A 16,460-nucleotide genomic window follows, 5' to 3' on the forward strand; every position below is an offset into this window, starting at 1 on the left:
ATTTGCGATGGTTATGAAATGACAGATAAAAAATGTGGTTTCTTCGCAGGTAGTGAAGCAAGTATTGAAGAAATGATCTTCAGCTTAACCCTCTTTTGTCACTCTAGGCAGAGGAAAAATAGAAATAAGGAATATTTAAGTTTTGAAAAATTGGTTCTTCGGCTCTTTTTATGGAATAAATTAAAATCATGAAGATTTAATGCCTATATTTTTCAATTTTTTAAGCTCAAAACTGCTGCCCTGTAAAGCTTTACAAGTCTTTAGATATGTTTAGATAGTGAAAATATTATAATCATATTTATAAAATCCAAAAGTTTTTGGCAATCGTCATGAAATTTCCCGTAGACCAAATACTGAATCTTCCAGAGATGAAAGTGTTAGATTTTGAAGAAATTGAAGGGGAAGGAATAATTATAACAATAGAAAAAGCTGTCAACTATTCTGCTTGTCCATCCTGTAAACAAATTACTCACAGTATACATCAAAATCATTGGCGGATGATTCATGATTTATCTTGGAGTGAAAAACGAGTGCTACTAAAAATAAATCGTCGCCAATTCAAGTGTAATAAATGTAAAAAAGTCTTTAGTGAAAAGTTGAATTTTGTAGAGAAGAGTAAAGGATATACTAAAAGATTGGCAATGGAAATAGTTCAACAAGTATTAAATAGCAATATTCATAGTGTCGGCAAAAGAAATGATTTAAGCGATGAAGAAGTCGAATCTATGTTAAAAGGACAAGTATCGCAAATATTAAATATAAATTTAATTCATCTAAAAAGGCTAGGTATAGATGAAATTGCTTTAGTTAAAGGACAAGGAAACTATTTAGCAATATTAGTAGATTTAGATACTCATAAACCAATTGAAATTGTGCATTCACGACGAATAGAAGAAATCAGGGAAGTCCTTGTAAAATGGGGAGTTCAGGTGCTTAAACAAATCGAAGAAGTGAGCATTGATCTCTGGTTGCCTTATAAAAGTTTAGTAGAAGAGTTAATGCCTAATGCTAATATAACTGCTGACAGATTTCATGTTATGAAACAAGTAAATGATGAATTAGATACTATGCGTAAAACCGAAAAGAAAATAGCAATGTCCCTAGAAAATAAATTAGAAAGAGAACGAATATTAAAGGGATTAAATAAAAGCAAATATAGCTTCATTAAAAATGAGGCTTCTTTAAACGAGAAGCAAAAAGAAAAGTTAAAGTCTGCCCAAGAGGTTTCACCTATCTTGGCTAAGATGCATCAACTAAAAGAAGAATTTAGAGAGATATTTGAATCAACTAAATCTTGGGGAGATAGCATAATTAAATTATTAGATTGGATGCATAATTCACTTTTATGTTTTCCCAAAAGTATAGGTACAATGGTTAGATGGTTTGGTGAAATAGTAGGCTATTTTGACGGGAGAACTACAAGTGGTGTTGTAGAAGGAATTAATAATAAACTCAAGTTAATTAAAAGACTAGGATATGGCTTTCGTAACTTTAGCAATTTTCGATTACGCAGTTTATTAAATTGGCATTTTACTATTAATTCTCCATAAAAGTAACCGAAGAACCGAAAAATTGAGCAAGTCAGATTATTAACAATCATTTGAAGTTGAAAAAATCCCTCAGATAGCTTAGGGACTGTAAAGACCGCTAACCAAGGTTTAATCAAGTTAAATAGTGTAAATGGCTGAAGTATCAAACGGAGGTTATTCAGAATACTATTCCAACCATTGCCTTGATTCCACCAAGGATGTGATGAAAATCTAGATTCAGATTGTGGTGGTAATTTTAGCAGTTGTTCTCAATGTTGACTAACCAACAGATAAGCACTAAAAACAATTTCCCACCATTTCTCTATTTGTGGATAATGAGTGAGGCGAAAATCAGCAATACTTATTCATTTTTACTTTGTTTTAAACCATATTCTACCCAAGTCCTTAGACCGTAAAAATTACCAACTTCTCTTGGGGTAATTTCTGGATATTTACTCATTACATACCAAGTCGTGTTTTTCGGAAGCTCTTCTTTATCAGTTGTTATTTGCCAATATCTGATATCCGATTTTTTGCCACATATTATCTCTCTAATATATCTATTCTCTGAACTTAAATCCGAGAAAACACGCTTGAATCTTTGCCAATCTGAGTATTTTACTTTTGAGTCTGTAATTCCCCATGCTCTATGGTTTGAGCGAATCGCTACAATAAAATTAAGATTTAATTCATTTAGTACGCTTAAAAAATTTTTACTACTTTCACCATACAAACTATCCGCCAGCACCAGATTGAATCTAAACCCCATTGCTCGCAATTTTCTGATCATTATCCCAGCGATTTCAGGTTTGGTTAAATATTTATCTCCTGGTTGTAATCTTTCCCTCGGTTTATATACTTCAAATATTAGAGGAAATGTCATTCCAGATAAGACTGCATATGCTGTAACCGCCACAATACCGTTATCTGTTTTACCTAAATTTCCAATGTACTGTCTTTTTACATAATCAGTCGTATTTCCTTTTTTCTTATCCCCTGTCTCATCAATAATTAGTATTATTGGGCGACCTTGAAGTATATATAATATTAATTCTAACCTTTGCCTCCTTAATTCTTGTACATCCCAGGGTGATGCTGTTAAAAAATGATGTAATGATTGATGATTATCTAACCCTACAATTTTCGCTATTAACCCAAGTTGCGGGTAATAGAATACAAAAGAGGAGATGGAAAGTGTAGGCACAGTAAATAAGGGTTGTACGAACTCCAACCACTATAAAAATGCCATTAGGAATGTTCAGTGTAGTTTAATAGAGAGTAACATTTGCAACTTAGTCAATAAAAGCTTGTTGCAGAGTGTAAGCAAAAATAAAAGCTTGTAACTTCAGTAAAAACCCCTCAAATGTTACGGCATGAAGCGATTTTTGGAAGAAACGAGTGATGCCGCTAAACACGGTTTCAATGTAATGACGAATAGACTGTTTAATGTATTGATTCCACGGTGCATCTTGGCGTTTAGAGTTACTTTTTCGCATGACCTGCATCGAGATTTGACTAGTTTCAATTAAGTCATCTTCCACAGTGTAATCAAGATAGGCAGAATCGGCGTAAACTTGACTCCCAGGCATTAAATTCAAGGGTAAAGCACTCAATCCCCGTATATCTGTTGCGCTAGCTGGCATGAACACAAATTCGACAGGAATACCTGTTTTGGTAGTCAATAACTGTACTCTCACTCCATAAAAATAACGTTTCTTGGATGCGATATAACCCCGATATTCTTCCGAGTGAATTAACTTCGCATTAAAGATGCGAATATTATCACATATTGGTACGGGGAACGAGTCTAAAAGATATTCCGTATCTTCACTAATTTCTTTTAGTGCTGTTCCCATTTGATGAAATAAATCGTTCATCAACATCGATACCTTGTGTAATCGCCGATTAAATCGTGATTTTTCTAACATTCCTGGTATCAAGTTATGGTCTTTCATATAGCTGCAAGCCTTGCTATGATTCCCACCAAAAAACATTGCCGCTATCATTGCCGTGGTGATAATTTCTGCATCACTCATTTCACGACGAATATCCTCATCATGTCCAATCGCCTTCAATAGGTCATCTATGACAGAATAGATAGTAACTATTTCATTTAACATATTTCCCTCCTAATTTTCTGTCTGGAGGGATTTTATTGTTTTTATACCCCTATGTCATCTTTCTTGGTATGTAACTAGCAACTTGAGTTATTACAGGCGTGAGTTTTACGTTTTATATCAGAAACACATCCCATGTGTAGGTACTTAAAAGCTTCAAAGCTTCTAACTTCTGGAAAGAGGTTTTGATACAACTGGCAGTATTCGTCCACAAATTTTACTGTGGGTGCAGGTGGGCGAGGCTCAACCATACTCTCTGTCTGGTATTTTTGCGATCGCTCCTAATTATACTTTGTCGAGAGTGATAAAAGAGGGTTAAGCTAGTTTACATCTTATATTACCGCCTTTACTCACGGAGCTTTTGAAGTAAGTCCGCAAGTACGTCAGAAACTCCAAGAACATGGTTATCGCCTAGTGGAGACACCAATTAAGCAATTCTTGGGACACAATCACCAGATGACTGGTGTGGAGTTGGTGGATGGTTCAGTGATTGAGTTAGAAACTGGTCTAATTTCAATGGGTTCCCGCTATCACAATACCTATCTGCAAGGGATAAACCTGGAGTTAAAAAGAGGTAATCTAGTTACCGATCAGATGTGTCGGACTTCTCACCCGCGAGTCTTTGCCATTGGTGATTTGAAGGTAGGGTTGAATCAGGTAGTGATTGCTGCGGGGGATGGGGCTTTAGCTGCTACGCAAATTTGGCGAGACATTCGTCGTACCAATGGTGCGCGTCGTTGGGAGGTGAATCTAAAAGTAAATGCCTAGTCAAGTCGCTTCTCGAAATTATAAATTAAAAATTATTAATTAAAAATTGCAAGACGCGATGCTCGCTACAAGACGCTACGCGAACCAATACTCGCTTTCCGCCGACGCTATCAGTGGGGACTTGTACCTCAAATTAATTAAAAACTATTATCCTTCTTAATTTTTAACTTTTAATTTTTAATTAAAAAAATGTCAATGCCTTGTTGGGAGGAGAGTAGGGAAACTCCCAAGAAACTTTTTCTCAGCTTGACTGAGAAAATAGTTATTTTGAGAAGGTGCTAAAGGCTTTGATCTGTTCAAATTCTTTAGCCCGTTTTTGTATTTCGTTGCCAATGCGATCGCAAACTAATTCGCATAATTCAAAAATTACAGGGTCACTGATCGCATAGTAGACGCTAACTCCCTTTTGCTGACGGGACACCAAACCTGCTTGGGTCAACACCTTTAAATGTTTTGAGAGATTCGCTTGTCCTAAAGCCGTAGCTTCACCCATTTCAGTAACGTTCATCGGCCCGGTTCTGAGACAACTCAAAATCTGTAAGCGACTGGTTTCAGAGAGTACCTTAAAATACTCTGCAACGGGAGCAAGAATTTCTGAAGTGTTTTTTCGAGAAAGAGTCTCTGACATAAGGATTCAATTTTATATATAACTTATATTACTATATAGTTATAATTCCTTCTTGATAAAGCTCTGCCACCAAAATCCCCGAAGCGTCAATGGACGGTAAGTTTGTATAAATGGCAATTTCCCACTCTTGGTCACGGGTAGGAATGGCACTAAGATAAGCGCAAACCCATGATTTAACTGGCTTTTGAGTGGGGGGAGTGGGGGGAGTGGGGCTTTCAAGGGTAGGTATTTAATAAAGGCGTATTTTTGCAGGTAAAATACTATCTAGCTTTTATCAGCAGAATTACTACGGGTGCAGGAGGGTGAATGCAAGTAGGAAAAAGCGAGGAATTAAGAGAATGGACTAGAAAAGTAATTGAAAAAATGCCAAATCTCACAAAACCTCAAGCTGTTGTACTGGCAATGTGGACTTTTGGGATAGTAATGACCCAATCAAGTGGACTGACAACGGTTTCAGTATTTTTAGCAGAACTACTGGGTAAAAAGGAGAATACTATACGTCAGCAACTGCGGGAATGGTATCGAGACGCAGAAGATAAAACAAAAACTGGTCGAACTTCATTGGATGTGACATCTTGTTTTAGTCCACTACTATCTTGGATTCTAAGTCTTTGGCCTAAAGGTGAAAAACGTCTAGCATTGGCAGCAGATGCTTCAACTTTAAGCGATCGCTTTACTGTATTAGCAATTAGCATTGTTTACCGTGGCTGTGGAATTCCAATTGCCTGGAAAATAGTTGAAGCTACCATTCCTGGAAGTTGGAAACCTCACTGGGAAGAATTATTTCGCCATATAGACAAAACTGTACCACCAGATTGGTTTGTAATTGTCACCACAGATAGAGGGCTTTATGCTGAGTGGTTGTATCAACAAATCTTGAACTGTGGTTGGCATCCTTTTATGCGGATTAACCTTCAGGGGCAGTTTCAAATTAAAGGTACTGTTTCTTGGCTACCTCTAAATACTCTTGTTCGAGAAGTTGGTCAGTCATTTGAGTCATTGGTAACTTGTTTCAAAAGTAACCCGATTGAATGTACATTGTTAGCCCGTCATGACGAGGGCTATGCCGAACCTTGGTTAATTCTCACCGATTTACAACCCGAAGTTGCGGATGCTTGTTGGTATTCGATGCGCTCTTGGATTGAATGTCTATTTAAAGACGGTAAAAGAGGTGGTTTTGCTTGGCATCAAACTAAAATGACAGATACCAAACGAGCCGAGAGACATTGGTTAGCGATCGCAATCGCTACTTTATGGCAGGTTAGTGTTGGAGGTGCTATTGATGCCAATTTGCCTATTAGTAGTTTAGACGAATTACCACAAACCCACGTTGCACGACGCAATTTGAAAAATAGTGTCTTCCATCGTTGTCTCTCATGTTTCCGTCGTGGATTTTTAGTGATTAAGGCTGCCGTTCTTAATCGTCTTCCCCTACCTCAAGGTAGCTTTTTCCCTGAACCTTGGCCTTCCTTGACTCCACAACTCCATGTCTCTCAAATCACCCTCTCTACTGCCTGATTTTTAAATACCTACCCTTGAAAGGAGTGGGGGGGTAAGACTTCTTCCCCGTCCTCCCACACCTCCCACACCCTGCCCTGACGAAGTTTCAGCCTTTCTTAGTGCCATTCGTCACGGGTAGGACGAATTAACTTGACTAAAATACGGCGACACTGAAAAATCCGTCCCTCATAGACAATTTCCACCTGTTGTTCAAACGCAGTTCCGGTTTCACACAACCCGACAGGATGCAACTCATCCACAGGCTTGTATCCCAAGCCCCCGTGTTGACGAATCACTTTCGTGCGATCGCCCTTACCTCAAAACAAAAAATCATCCAGCTATGTCTTTACCACTCAAGTAGTTCATAGCTCTGGGTTTCCTCTTGCCTATAGGGACTACTTTCGATTGCTTGGGTGCTTGTGGTGGACGGCATGTTTCACAGTAGAGCGGTCGCACACCAAAGGTTTCTCGTTGTGTGGGCTGTTCACACTGCTTACATACAAAGTTAAAAACGCGAGTGTGAATTTCCCGCTTGTGCGCTCTGACGGTGTACTCTCGGACTTCAATTGTTTTGCTGGGCATCGGTTCTGTAATCGGTGTTCTATTTGGGGCAGATATAGCGTAGCTAACACCAGGGGTAAAATAGCTTCAAATGCTTATTGTGTTGGACGTTTTTACGTGCTTATGCTTCTAATTCAATGTCACTTAAAGGATAAGTGACATTGAATTACTCAGTTATGCTTTCAGACCTGACGAATTTTGGGTCTGGTTACAGTGTCACCTACGCTATATTTACCCCAAGTAGTAATTTTGTAATTAGTAAAAGATAGCACTTTAGACTACGTAAACTTAATTAGCGTAGGCGTAGCCAGGCGCAGGCATCGCTCTTGGGAAAAAACTTTTTGGTTTACTGATTCTAAAGGGTGCGATCGCATCGGAATTTTAATCATAAACTCTGTTCCCTGACCAGGCGCTGAAAGGCACGTTATCTGACCACCATGTTTGGAGACAATAATTTCCTGGCTAATCGACAAGCCTAAACCCGTGCCTCTACCTACGGGTTTTGTTGTAAAGAAGGGGTCGAATAAGCGATCGCGTACTTCCTCTGTCATACCGGGGCCAGTATCGCCAATCCAAATAGTCACAAACTCATTGTCAGTCACTTCGGTGCGAATCCTAATCGTGCTGCGGCAAAAGTAAATTTCTTGGGGCGATCGCTCTTTGTCATACTCCTCCAAAGCATCAATTGCGTTCGCCAGTAGATTCATAAACACTTGGTTGAGTTGTCCTGCATAACACTCCACAAGCGGTAGATCGCCATAATCTTTAACGAGTTGAATACCTATTTGGTTAGAACTGGCTTTAAACCGATTGTGCAAAATCAGCAACGTGCTATCTAGCCCAGCGTGAATATCCACCAGCTTCATTTGGGCTTCATCCACGCGAGAAAAAATCCGTAACGACTGAATGATTTCGCGGATACGATCAGCCCCAACCTTCATCGAACTCAGCAATTTGGGTAGGTCGTTACTCAAAAATTCTAAATCTATCGCTTCAGCCAGTTGTTGAATTTCAGGTAGCGGTGAGGGAGTGTACTTGGCATAGAGATTCAAAAGGTTGAGCAAATCTTGGGTATATTGATAGGCGTGAGTCAGATTTCCATAGATAAAGTTGACAGGATTGTTAATTTCATGGGCGACACCTGCCACCAATTGTCCCAGACTGGACATTTTTTCACTATGAACCAGTTGGCTTTGAGTTTCTTGAAGTTGGCGAAAGGCAAGTTCTAGCCGATTGGCTTGTTCTCGATAACGTGCTTCTGATTCCTGCAATGCTTGCTCTGTACAAATGCGCTCTTGGATTTCCTGTTGCAGCAGCTGATTAGATTGTCCAAGCGCAGCCGTTCTTTGTTCCACCCGTTCTTCTAACTCAGATGTCAGTTTTAAGAGGGCGTTCTCTGCCTTAGTTCGCTCTTGAATCTCCTGCTCTAAATGCACATTTTGTTCTTGCAGTCTCTTCGTCAGATTTCGGATGCTTAAATGGATTTTGACACGAGCTAAAACCTCTTCATGCTGAAGCGGCTTAGTGATGTAATCCACCGCCCCAAGATTCAACCCTCTGACCTTATCCACCGTCTCAGAAAGCGCCGTCATAAAAATTACGGGGATGTCTTTAGTTGATTCTTGAGCTTTCAAGTGTTCACAAGTTTCAAACCCGTCCATACCAGGCATGAGTACATCTAACAAAATTAGATCGGGGAGAGCATATTCGACTTGTTCAATTGCATCTTCGCCATCCTGCGCCACCAACACTTGGAAGCCAGAGTCAGCCAAGAAATCAAATAATACTCCTAAATTTGTCGGGTTATCATCAACGATTAAGATAATGCTATTTTCAATGTTGGAAATACTCATTAATTTACACCTATATTTTTTAGAATTTCACGAATTTTTTTAACTTGAAAACCTTTAGCTAATTGACGCAACTCTAAAGAAAAAGGTGCATATTTAACATCCACTTCTTCCAAGTGAGTAACTCGCTCCACAATCCGTTTGAGATCGCCTTTCATTGCTAAATTCAACAGAATCGCAATTTCGTCTGCGGAGGGAGCTACCAATGATTGCTGAGAATTTTCTTCTTTGTTACCTTTATATACTTGAGTTTCCCCATCATCATAAATCCATTCCAGTTCTAAGTGATGCCGTAACTTTTCTAAAAGCTCTGTTATGCGGATGGGCTTAGGTAGAAAATCATTGCAACCCGCCTCTCTACTTTTGTTGAGATCGAAATCAAAAACACTAGCAGAAGTGCCAATCACGATCACATTCTTTAGTTCAGGCGATCGCCGAATGCGACGAGTAGTTTCAAAGCCATTCATTTGAGGCATCATCAAGTCCATTAAGATACAATCTGGATTTAATTCAAATGCCTTATTGAGACAATCTTGACCATCTACTGCTTCTATCATTTCAAATCCTAAAGGCGATAGCATCTTGACTAAAATTGCCCGATTTTCTAGTCTGTCATCTGCCACGATAACTTTCCGCTTCTCACCTTTAAAACTTTGGATATTTCGTTGCTCTTTTTTGATAACATCAGCGTATTTAGAAACTTCGGGTAAATCTAAATCAAAGAAGAAAATGCTCCCTTTTCCTAAATTACTCTTTACCTGGATTTCGCCACCCATCATTTGAATTAATTGGCGGGTAATTGCCAGTCCTAATCCCGTTCCTTCTGCTTTACGATTGTGATCTCCTACCTGCTGGAACGGCAAAAATATCTCTTCTAATTGCTCTGGTGCCATGCCAATTCCTGTATCTTCCACCTGAAACCGAATTTTACCTTCCTGATAGCCGACTTTGAAAGCCACGCCTCCAGTTTCAGTAAACTTAACGGCATTACCCAGTAAGTTAATCAAAGCTTGCCGCAACCGTTTTTCATCAGCTTTGACACCTATAGGAAGTTGAGTAATTTGTTCAAAAATTAAGCAAATACCTTTTTGTTCGGCGCGGATACGGCAGATTTCGGCAATGCCTTCGAGAAAATCTAGGAAATGAAAATCCGTTAGGTGGAGTTCCATTTTTCTCGCTTCAATTTTAGAGAGGTCTAAAATGTCATTAATCAGGTTCAAGAGGTGGTCGCCACACTGATGAATAATATTCACACCATCTTTTTGTGAGTTAGTTAAACTTTTTTCACGCTTGAGGATTTGGGCATAACCCAAAATGCCATTAAGTGGTGTTCTCAGTTCATGGCTCATGTTGGCAAGAAAATCACTTTTAGCACGGTTGGCTGATTGGGCGATTTCTTCTGCTTTTTGCAGATCCACATTTTTTTCTTGTAACTCTAAAGTTCGCTCTTGTACTTTGGCTTCTAAGTTAGCGTTGGCTAATTTTAAGTCTTTATAAAGACGAGCATTTTCAATGGAAATCGCCGCTTGAGAAGATAACACTTGTAATACTTCTAAGCGATCTGATGTAAATGCGCCAATGGTAAGATTATTTTCTAAATAAAGGATGCCACTAAGTTTTCCTTGATGGATGAGCGGTGTACATAAAACCGATTTGGGTTGATGGGTGGCGATGTATGTATCTGTGGTAAATGTTCCTTCACAAGTTGCATTAATGAGGACAACATTTTCTTTAGTTCGGGCTACATAGTTAATCAGTGAAATTGGTAGCTGCTGACTGGTTGAGACTGAAATTCCTTGTAGCACAGTTACATCATTTTTGTCTACTGCTCCTGATGCTTCTATTTGCAGTTCTCCTGATTTTTCTAAAATTAAGTAGCCTGTTTGAGCGCCAGCATTTTCTAGCACAATTGTCATTAATTTAGCCAACAACTTGCCCAAAACTATTTCTCCAGAAAGGGCTTGAGATGCTTTCATAACTGTGGCTAAATCTAGCGAGTCTGAAGCATTTTCACCTGTATAGCTTATCATCCGAGTCGCGTTCGTACTGACGGTTTCTCGCTTTGATATCCGAAATAGTTGAGGATATCTTTTTTCCAAGTCTTTGACTTTTGCCTTCGCTCCCCAGCAACCATATCCATAGTAGGCATCGTTGAGATAGGTATTAGCAACTTTTTCTCTGCCACAAGCAAAATAGAACTCTGCTGCTAGTTCTGAGGCTAGGGCTTCTTCTTGAATATATCCATGTTCTCTGGCTCCAGTTATTGCTCGGTCATAAAATGCGATCGCTTTGGCATCTTGTTGCAATACTCGTGCTTTTTCTGCTTCCACTAAATCATACTTATGCTGATAGTTTGCAGGAGAATGTAACGCCCATTGCTTCATTTTTTTCTGCTGCGCTATCACTTGGCTGAAATATTGTTGGCGGTCGCTTTTTGATGCACCGGGATACAAAGCTAGGAGAGTCAGAGAAGAGTAGAACTTGTGTTCGGCTTTGTACATCAACGCTCGTCCACCTTGTTCGTATTTTTCTGCCAGCAAGGCATCCTCAGCAGCGCAATCGTAATTTTTAAATAAATAACCTAGAATCAGTTTAGAAACATAGATAGGATAAATAGCCATGTAATTATTGCTATTTATCAGAATTGGCAACATTTTATTTTCATCAAAACTTTCGCCAATTAATCGATATGGTTCCGATGTTTTCTTAATTAAATTTAAACCTGTTTGTCGAACTATCTGAGCATAGATAATTTGAAATTCTTGTTTGGTTCTTTGCATTAAAGCAATATAATGCGCCTGTTTTTGGAGAGCTATTTCTAGATTTTCCCCAATAAAAAACAAATGCGTACAATAAAAACAAGCCGAATAAGAAGCATATTCTAAATCTCCTGTTTCCAGCCCTCTTTGGACACCCTCAATTAACGGTTCTATAGTATTAATAGCTGGTTCTTTCCAATGCCTGATAAAATAATTAAATGTTTCATAGATTTTCGCCGTCATTTCCTTAGCATTGAATTGATTTAACAGCTTTAAGCCTAGCTGACCAAATTGATAGCCAGAATCCATGTCTTCAAAAGCGCCACATAGGAACATTCCATAAAGTACATACGCATAAGCTGACAGAGGAGAGTTTCCATCTTTGAGACAGAGATTAGTCATTTTAAAAACGACCTGGGGATAAAGTTCGGGTGCTGCAATATAAACCGGAGGAATCAAATTTATTAAAACTCGCAATGCAGCTAATTTATAAACATCAGTCATTTCTGGCAATTCTATTAAATCCTCAATCCTTTTTCCTCCTAAATTCAATCTAGTCAGTCTTGTTGGGGATTTCGCTGCTAAAGGCAACCCTAGCATTTTCAGGACTTGCATTCCGGTATTTAACGCAGCTTGCATTTGGTTCTTAGCAATATAAAACTGCATTTTTGTCTCGTAGACCTGGACTCGATCGAGCAGGGTTTTTGCTTGTGATAAAACTACATCAGAAAGCATTTCTGCTCGCTCGAAGTTAGTGTTGAGAAATTCTACTGCTGCTGTTTCTACATAGAGATTGAGTGTCATGTCATACTGACACTTCCAACTATCTGCTGCAAGAAGTTCCAAACCTACATTTAAATATTTAACAGATGATTCATACGCTGTTGCTGCTTTTGCTTTCTGTCCAGCTATAAGATTGAGTTGAGCCAGTCTATCTTTTTGAGGCTGTTGGGTAATGAATTCAGCACCAACATTTAGTTGATTGACAATTTCAAAAATGTTTTCTTCAATGTCCGTTTCCGAGGTATGTTTGAGTAGCAATTCACCGATTTTTAGGTGAGTCTGTTTTTTCTGGTCATCTGGAATGAGAGAATAAGATGCTTGCTGCACCCGGTCGTGTAAGAACTTATAGGTGATGGGTGATGGGGGCTGGTTAATGTGCGATCGCCTGTTCTCAGTCTCCATTTGTTCTGAGTCGAAAACGAGCGGTGTTTTGTAGGAATTATTGAGGGGCAGAACCAAACCTGATTGCAGAGCTTCCCACAAATCTGCTGCTGTTTCTGACTGAGTTGTTTTATTAATAATCGCCAATATATCTAAAGTAAATTTGTCTCCAATGCAGGCAGCAAACTTTAATACATTCTGGGTTTTTTCAGATAGCTTTTGAATTTGACTGACCATCAATTCAACGACATTATCAGTTATATTCACTCCCTGAATAAACTCAATATTCCATTGCCAAAAACCGCGCTCAAAGTCAAAGGATAACAAGTTATCCTGATAAAGAGATTTGAGTAACTGAGTTAAGAAAAAGGGGTTACCTTGGGTTTTTGTAAAAACTAACTCAGCTAGCGGTTTTACCTTTAAAACTTCACTACGAAGAGTATCGGCTACTAACTGCTTGACATGATCGCTATCCAAAAGCTGGAGGATAATGTTATTTACGATCGCACCAGTCTGTTGAATCTCCTCCAAGGTCTGAATCAAGGGATGAGTGGCACTGACTTCGTTATCTCGATACGCACCAATTAGCAATAGATATTGGCTATCTGGGTCGGTCATAATTAACTGGATAAGCTTTAGGGAAGCTGAATCCGCCCACTGTAAGTCATCCAGAAACAAAACTAGCGGATGTCCGGGTTGACTAAATACATGAATGAATTGTTGAAACACCCGATTAAATCGGTTTTGTGATTCTGATGACCCTAATTGAGGAACTGCTAGCTGCGGGCCAATAATCCGTTCTAATTCGGGAATAACGTCTATAATTACTTGAGTATTGGAACCGAGGGCATATATTAATTTTGATTTCCAAACGGCAATTTGGTCATCGGTTTCTGTTAGCAATTGCCGCATCAAATCTTGGAATGCTTGAATTAAGGAAGCAAAAGGAATATTCCGCTTGAACTGGTCAAATTTACCGGAGATAAAATAACCGCGCTGGCGCACAATCGGTTTGTGAACTTCGTAAACTAAGCAAGATTTACCGATGCCTGAGTAACCAGAAACTAGCATCATTTCTGCACTACCAGAACTGACGCGATCAAATGCTTCTAACAAAGTAGCAACTTCTATTTCCCGTCCGTAGAGTTTTTGCGGGATAGAAAATTGGCTGTATGAATCTAGTTGACCGACAATAAAGTGGGAAATCTCTCCATCTGTCTGTAACTGAGTCAGACAGGTTTCTAAATCGGCTTTTAGTCCTAGAGAACTTTGATACCTATCTTCAGCAGTTTTAGCTAACAATTTCATGACAATATCAGAAACTGCTGAAGGAATTTTGGGATTTAACTCTTGAGGCGCTATTGGTATTTTTGCAATATGGCAATGAACAAATTCCAGAGGGTCAGCCGCATTAAATGGTAGCGCACCTGTCAGCATTTCATAAAAGGTAACACCTAAAGAATAGAAGTCGGTACGGTAGTCAATTGACCGATTCATTCGTCCGGTTTGCTCCGGTGACATATAAGCAAGAGTGCCTTCTAATAAATTGGGATTGCTAATGCTTTGATTTTCTTTTTCTAACCGCGATGCAATACTGAAGTCAATAATTTTAACTTGCCCGGTTTCTGGGTTAATAACGATATTGTCAGGTTTAATATCTTTATGAATAATTTTGGCTTGATGCAGTTGAGTGAGAGTGGATGCTAGCTGAATAGCTATTGTGAGAAATTCGGTTAATGATAATTGGCGATCGCTAATATACTTTTTCAGAGATTCTGCACCAAAGTCTGCCAAAATTAGGGCTAGACCGTTATGATGATTTTCTAAAGCTAGAGACTTGACAATTCCTTCTATATCTACTATCGTTTGTGAGATTTTATATTCATGTCTGAGTCGGGTTAGTTCTTCGAGGCTGGGATACTCGGCTTTCAGGGCTTTAATGATCGCAAGAGTTTGATCTGACTGCTTGGAAGCGCGATAAATAACGGTATTGACACCTTCATACAGAGCTTCAATAAAGTTGTAACTGGGAAGAACAGGTATCATTTTTCTAAGCCTAAGTATTAGGATGAACTGGGTATGAGGCTAATAAACGTTATTCACCACTGTCAAATAAAAGGACATTCAGGTGTTGTATTTAGCATTCCCAGCCAGTCCAAAAGTTTTATAAGACTAAATAAAGCTCAACATTTGGAAATATAAGTTTGCACTTAGTGAGAAAAATTGCACAACATTTCCTAAAAACAAGGTTTGTGCAAGATTTTTCTCCAATCGCGCGTGTAATTGACTGCTTAATCCACCAGTAAACGTAGGTTGATAGTTTATAGCCTCGGTTGGGATCAAACTTCAGAATTGTGATTGCGATTGTGGTTGTGATTTTGGTTGAAAGAATCTTTCGGTTCATTAGAAATCTTCTGTGGCTTATGGTTGTGTAATGTTCTGTTATTTCCAGGGAAGCGGGGATCGATAGGGGTTTTCGTGCATATCCAGGACTTCCCAGGTGGTTGGATTGACTCGCCCTGTAACTGGGATTCTGTATCGTCGCTGGAGATCGCGTACCGCAGACACTGTGACCGCACCAAAGATGCCATCGACGATCGCCCCTCTTGGATTGCCTAGCCTCACACCTGCGGCTCCTAAAAAGCCATTGTCTTGAAGGATGCGCTGTAACAATTGCACGTTTCTGCCGCGATCGCCTTGGCGCAAGGTAGGTAAGGTGAAATCAGTGTAGGCAGAGTCTCCCAGAATGGGTTCCCAGCCTGGAAGCTGGGAACCATTCAACGAGCGTGCCATTCATATCCGTGCTATTGATTCAACTTTTTCTACAAGCTTGCTTCATCAAGATACGGTTGTTTTTATACACCTCTAAAGTTCCAGACTGCGGGTTATCCAACGTGCCATCCCATACCCAATATTCATAAATTCCATTCCGAAACTTATACACTCGAACACCTTCTGTTGCTTGGCTAGTTCCTTTACCCAAACTTAAATTACCGTTGGCACTGGTTGCGCGATAAAGCAGTTCACCGTTCGTATAATTCTGCCAAATATTGATGTTGTACCCACTCTGGCATTTTGTACTCAGGATGATGCCAGCAGTAGAATCAGCAGAAGCTCTTAAGGAAAAATTAGCTAAGATACTGATTGGCAGAGCCAGGAAGAACGCAAATGTTTTCATGAGTGTTGTAAAATTAATGAGTTTGACATTACTCGATTGCTACTACAATGCTGTTTCAAAAACGCCAAGGTGCGATCGCCTTTTGAGCGGGTGCTTTGCGCCATCGCGTGCTAATTCTGCAACTTATTTGTGATCGACGTAACTAAGTGCTTCATTGATTAAAGGTGCAATGATAGCGATATTTTTCACCAACTCATCCGAGAGAGAAAATCGCTGTTTTAAGTAATTAGGATCGTTGTAACTCACCCACACCTTGCCGTCAGTCGCTTCATGAGCCAGTACTTTCAGGGGTAAATCCAGGGCGATCGTTGGTTCTGCCACCATGAAGGAAGAGGCAGAGCCTCCCAGAATGGGTTCCCAGCCTGGGCAAGGGCTGTGTCTTAATGAGCGTGCCATTCGATTTAGA

At 39.5% G+C, this 16,460-nt stretch carries 11 protein-coding genes and 4 pseudogenes; 3 read left to right on the forward strand and 12 right to left on the reverse strand.

Going from position 1 to position 16,460, the window contains the following annotated elements; all coding sequences use genetic code 11:
* The first annotated feature begins 329 nt into the window (after window positions 1-329).
* The gene (locus tag RRG12_RS30875; RefSeq protein WP_420758946.1) at window positions 330-1,550 is read left to right on the forward strand and encodes an ISL3 family transposase; all 1,221 of its coding nucleotides are present in this window, start codon (window positions 330-332) and stop codon (window positions 1,548-1,550) included.
* Between the two features lie 17 nt (window positions 1,551-1,567).
* Here RRG12_RS30875 and RRG12_RS30880 read toward each other — a convergent pair.
* From RRG12_RS30880 to RRG12_RS30890, 3 genes and pseudogenes are all read right to left on the reverse strand, one after another.
* Window positions 1,568-2,679 (reverse strand): annotated as a pseudogene (locus RRG12_RS30880) (IS701 family transposase); the annotation flags it as partial.
* 142 nt (window positions 2,680-2,821) lie between these two features.
* Complete coding sequence (locus tag RRG12_RS30885; protein ID WP_069074888.1) at window positions 2,822-3,649, reverse strand: IS982 family transposase; 828 nt, start codon at window positions 3,647-3,649, stop codon at window positions 2,822-2,824.
* A 101-nt stretch (window positions 3,650-3,750) separates the two neighbouring features.
* Window positions 3,751-3,897: pseudogene (locus tag RRG12_RS30890) on the reverse strand (IS701 family transposase); the annotation flags it as partial.
* A gap of 73 nt (window positions 3,898-3,970) precedes the next feature.
* Here RRG12_RS30890 and RRG12_RS30895 point away from each other — a divergent pair.
* Window positions 3,971-4,414, forward strand: a pseudogene (locus tag RRG12_RS30895) (FAD-dependent oxidoreductase); the annotation flags it as partial.
* A 262-nt stretch (window positions 4,415-4,676) separates the two neighbouring features.
* Here RRG12_RS30895 and RRG12_RS30900 read toward each other — a convergent pair.
* Window positions 4,677-5,042: an ArsR/SmtB family transcription factor gene (locus RRG12_RS30900; RefSeq protein WP_420761839.1), complete on the reverse strand. Its 366-nt coding sequence runs from the start codon at window positions 5,040-5,042 to the stop codon at window positions 4,677-4,679.
* Between the two features lie 306 nt (window positions 5,043-5,348).
* Here RRG12_RS30900 and RRG12_RS30905 point away from each other — a divergent pair, with 306 nt between their 5' ends.
* Entirely contained in the window at window positions 5,349-6,560 is a 1,212-nt protein-coding gene (locus tag RRG12_RS30905; protein WP_420758009.1) for an endonuclease, read from the forward strand.
* A 98-nt stretch (window positions 6,561-6,658) separates the two neighbouring features.
* Here RRG12_RS30905 and RRG12_RS30910 read toward each other — a convergent pair whose 3' ends face one another.
* The 8 genes and pseudogenes from RRG12_RS30910 to RRG12_RS30945 all read right to left on the reverse strand — a co-directional run bounded on the left by RRG12_RS30910 (window position 6,659) and on the right by RRG12_RS30945 (window position 16,450).
* The gene (locus tag RRG12_RS30910) at window positions 6,659-6,838 is read right to left on the reverse strand and encodes a hypothetical protein (RefSeq protein WP_420761840.1); all 180 of its coding nucleotides are present in this window, start codon (window positions 6,836-6,838) and stop codon (window positions 6,659-6,661) included.
* Between the two features lie 34 nt (window positions 6,839-6,872).
* Window positions 6,873-7,124, reverse strand: a complete 252-nt coding sequence (locus tag RRG12_RS30915) for a hypothetical protein (RefSeq protein WP_420761841.1) — start codon at window positions 7,122-7,124, stop codon at window positions 6,873-6,875.
* A gap of 257 nt (window positions 7,125-7,381) precedes the next feature.
* The gene (locus tag RRG12_RS30920; protein WP_420761842.1) at window positions 7,382-8,956 is read right to left on the reverse strand and encodes a hybrid sensor histidine kinase/response regulator; all 1,575 of its coding nucleotides are present in this window, start codon (window positions 8,954-8,956) and stop codon (window positions 7,382-7,384) included.
* Window positions 8,956-14,922, reverse strand: a complete 5,967-nt coding sequence (locus tag RRG12_RS30925; RefSeq protein ID WP_420761843.1) for an AAA family ATPase — start codon at window positions 14,920-14,922, stop codon at window positions 8,956-8,958. Before RRG12_RS30925 ends, RRG12_RS30920 begins: the two co-directional genes overlap by 1 nt.
* A gap of 205 nt (window positions 14,923-15,127) precedes the next feature.
* A pseudogene (locus RRG12_RS30930) lies at window positions 15,128-15,229 on the reverse strand (sigma factor); the annotation flags it as partial.
* An 89-nt stretch (window positions 15,230-15,318) separates the two neighbouring features.
* A complete protein-coding gene (locus tag RRG12_RS30935) occupies window positions 15,319-15,669 on the reverse strand; it encodes a peptidoglycan-binding domain-containing protein (protein ID WP_069072016.1) in 351 nt (116 codons plus the stop codon).
* Window positions 15,670-15,688: 19 nt separating this feature from the next.
* Window positions 15,689-16,054 carry a hypothetical protein gene (locus RRG12_RS30940; RefSeq protein ID WP_069072015.1) on the reverse strand — a complete coding sequence of 122 codons (366 nt, stop codon included), beginning with the start codon at window positions 16,052-16,054 and terminating at the stop codon, window positions 15,689-15,691.
* Between the two features lie 123 nt (window positions 16,055-16,177).
* Window positions 16,178-16,450 carry a DUF302 domain-containing protein gene (locus RRG12_RS30945; protein ID WP_420761844.1) on the reverse strand — a complete coding sequence of 91 codons (273 nt, stop codon included), beginning with the start codon at window positions 16,448-16,450 and terminating at the stop codon, window positions 16,178-16,180.
* Window positions 16,451-16,460 lie beyond the last annotated feature (10 nt).

The sequence above is a fragment of the Nostoc sp. CALU 546 genome, from assembly GCF_048836525.1.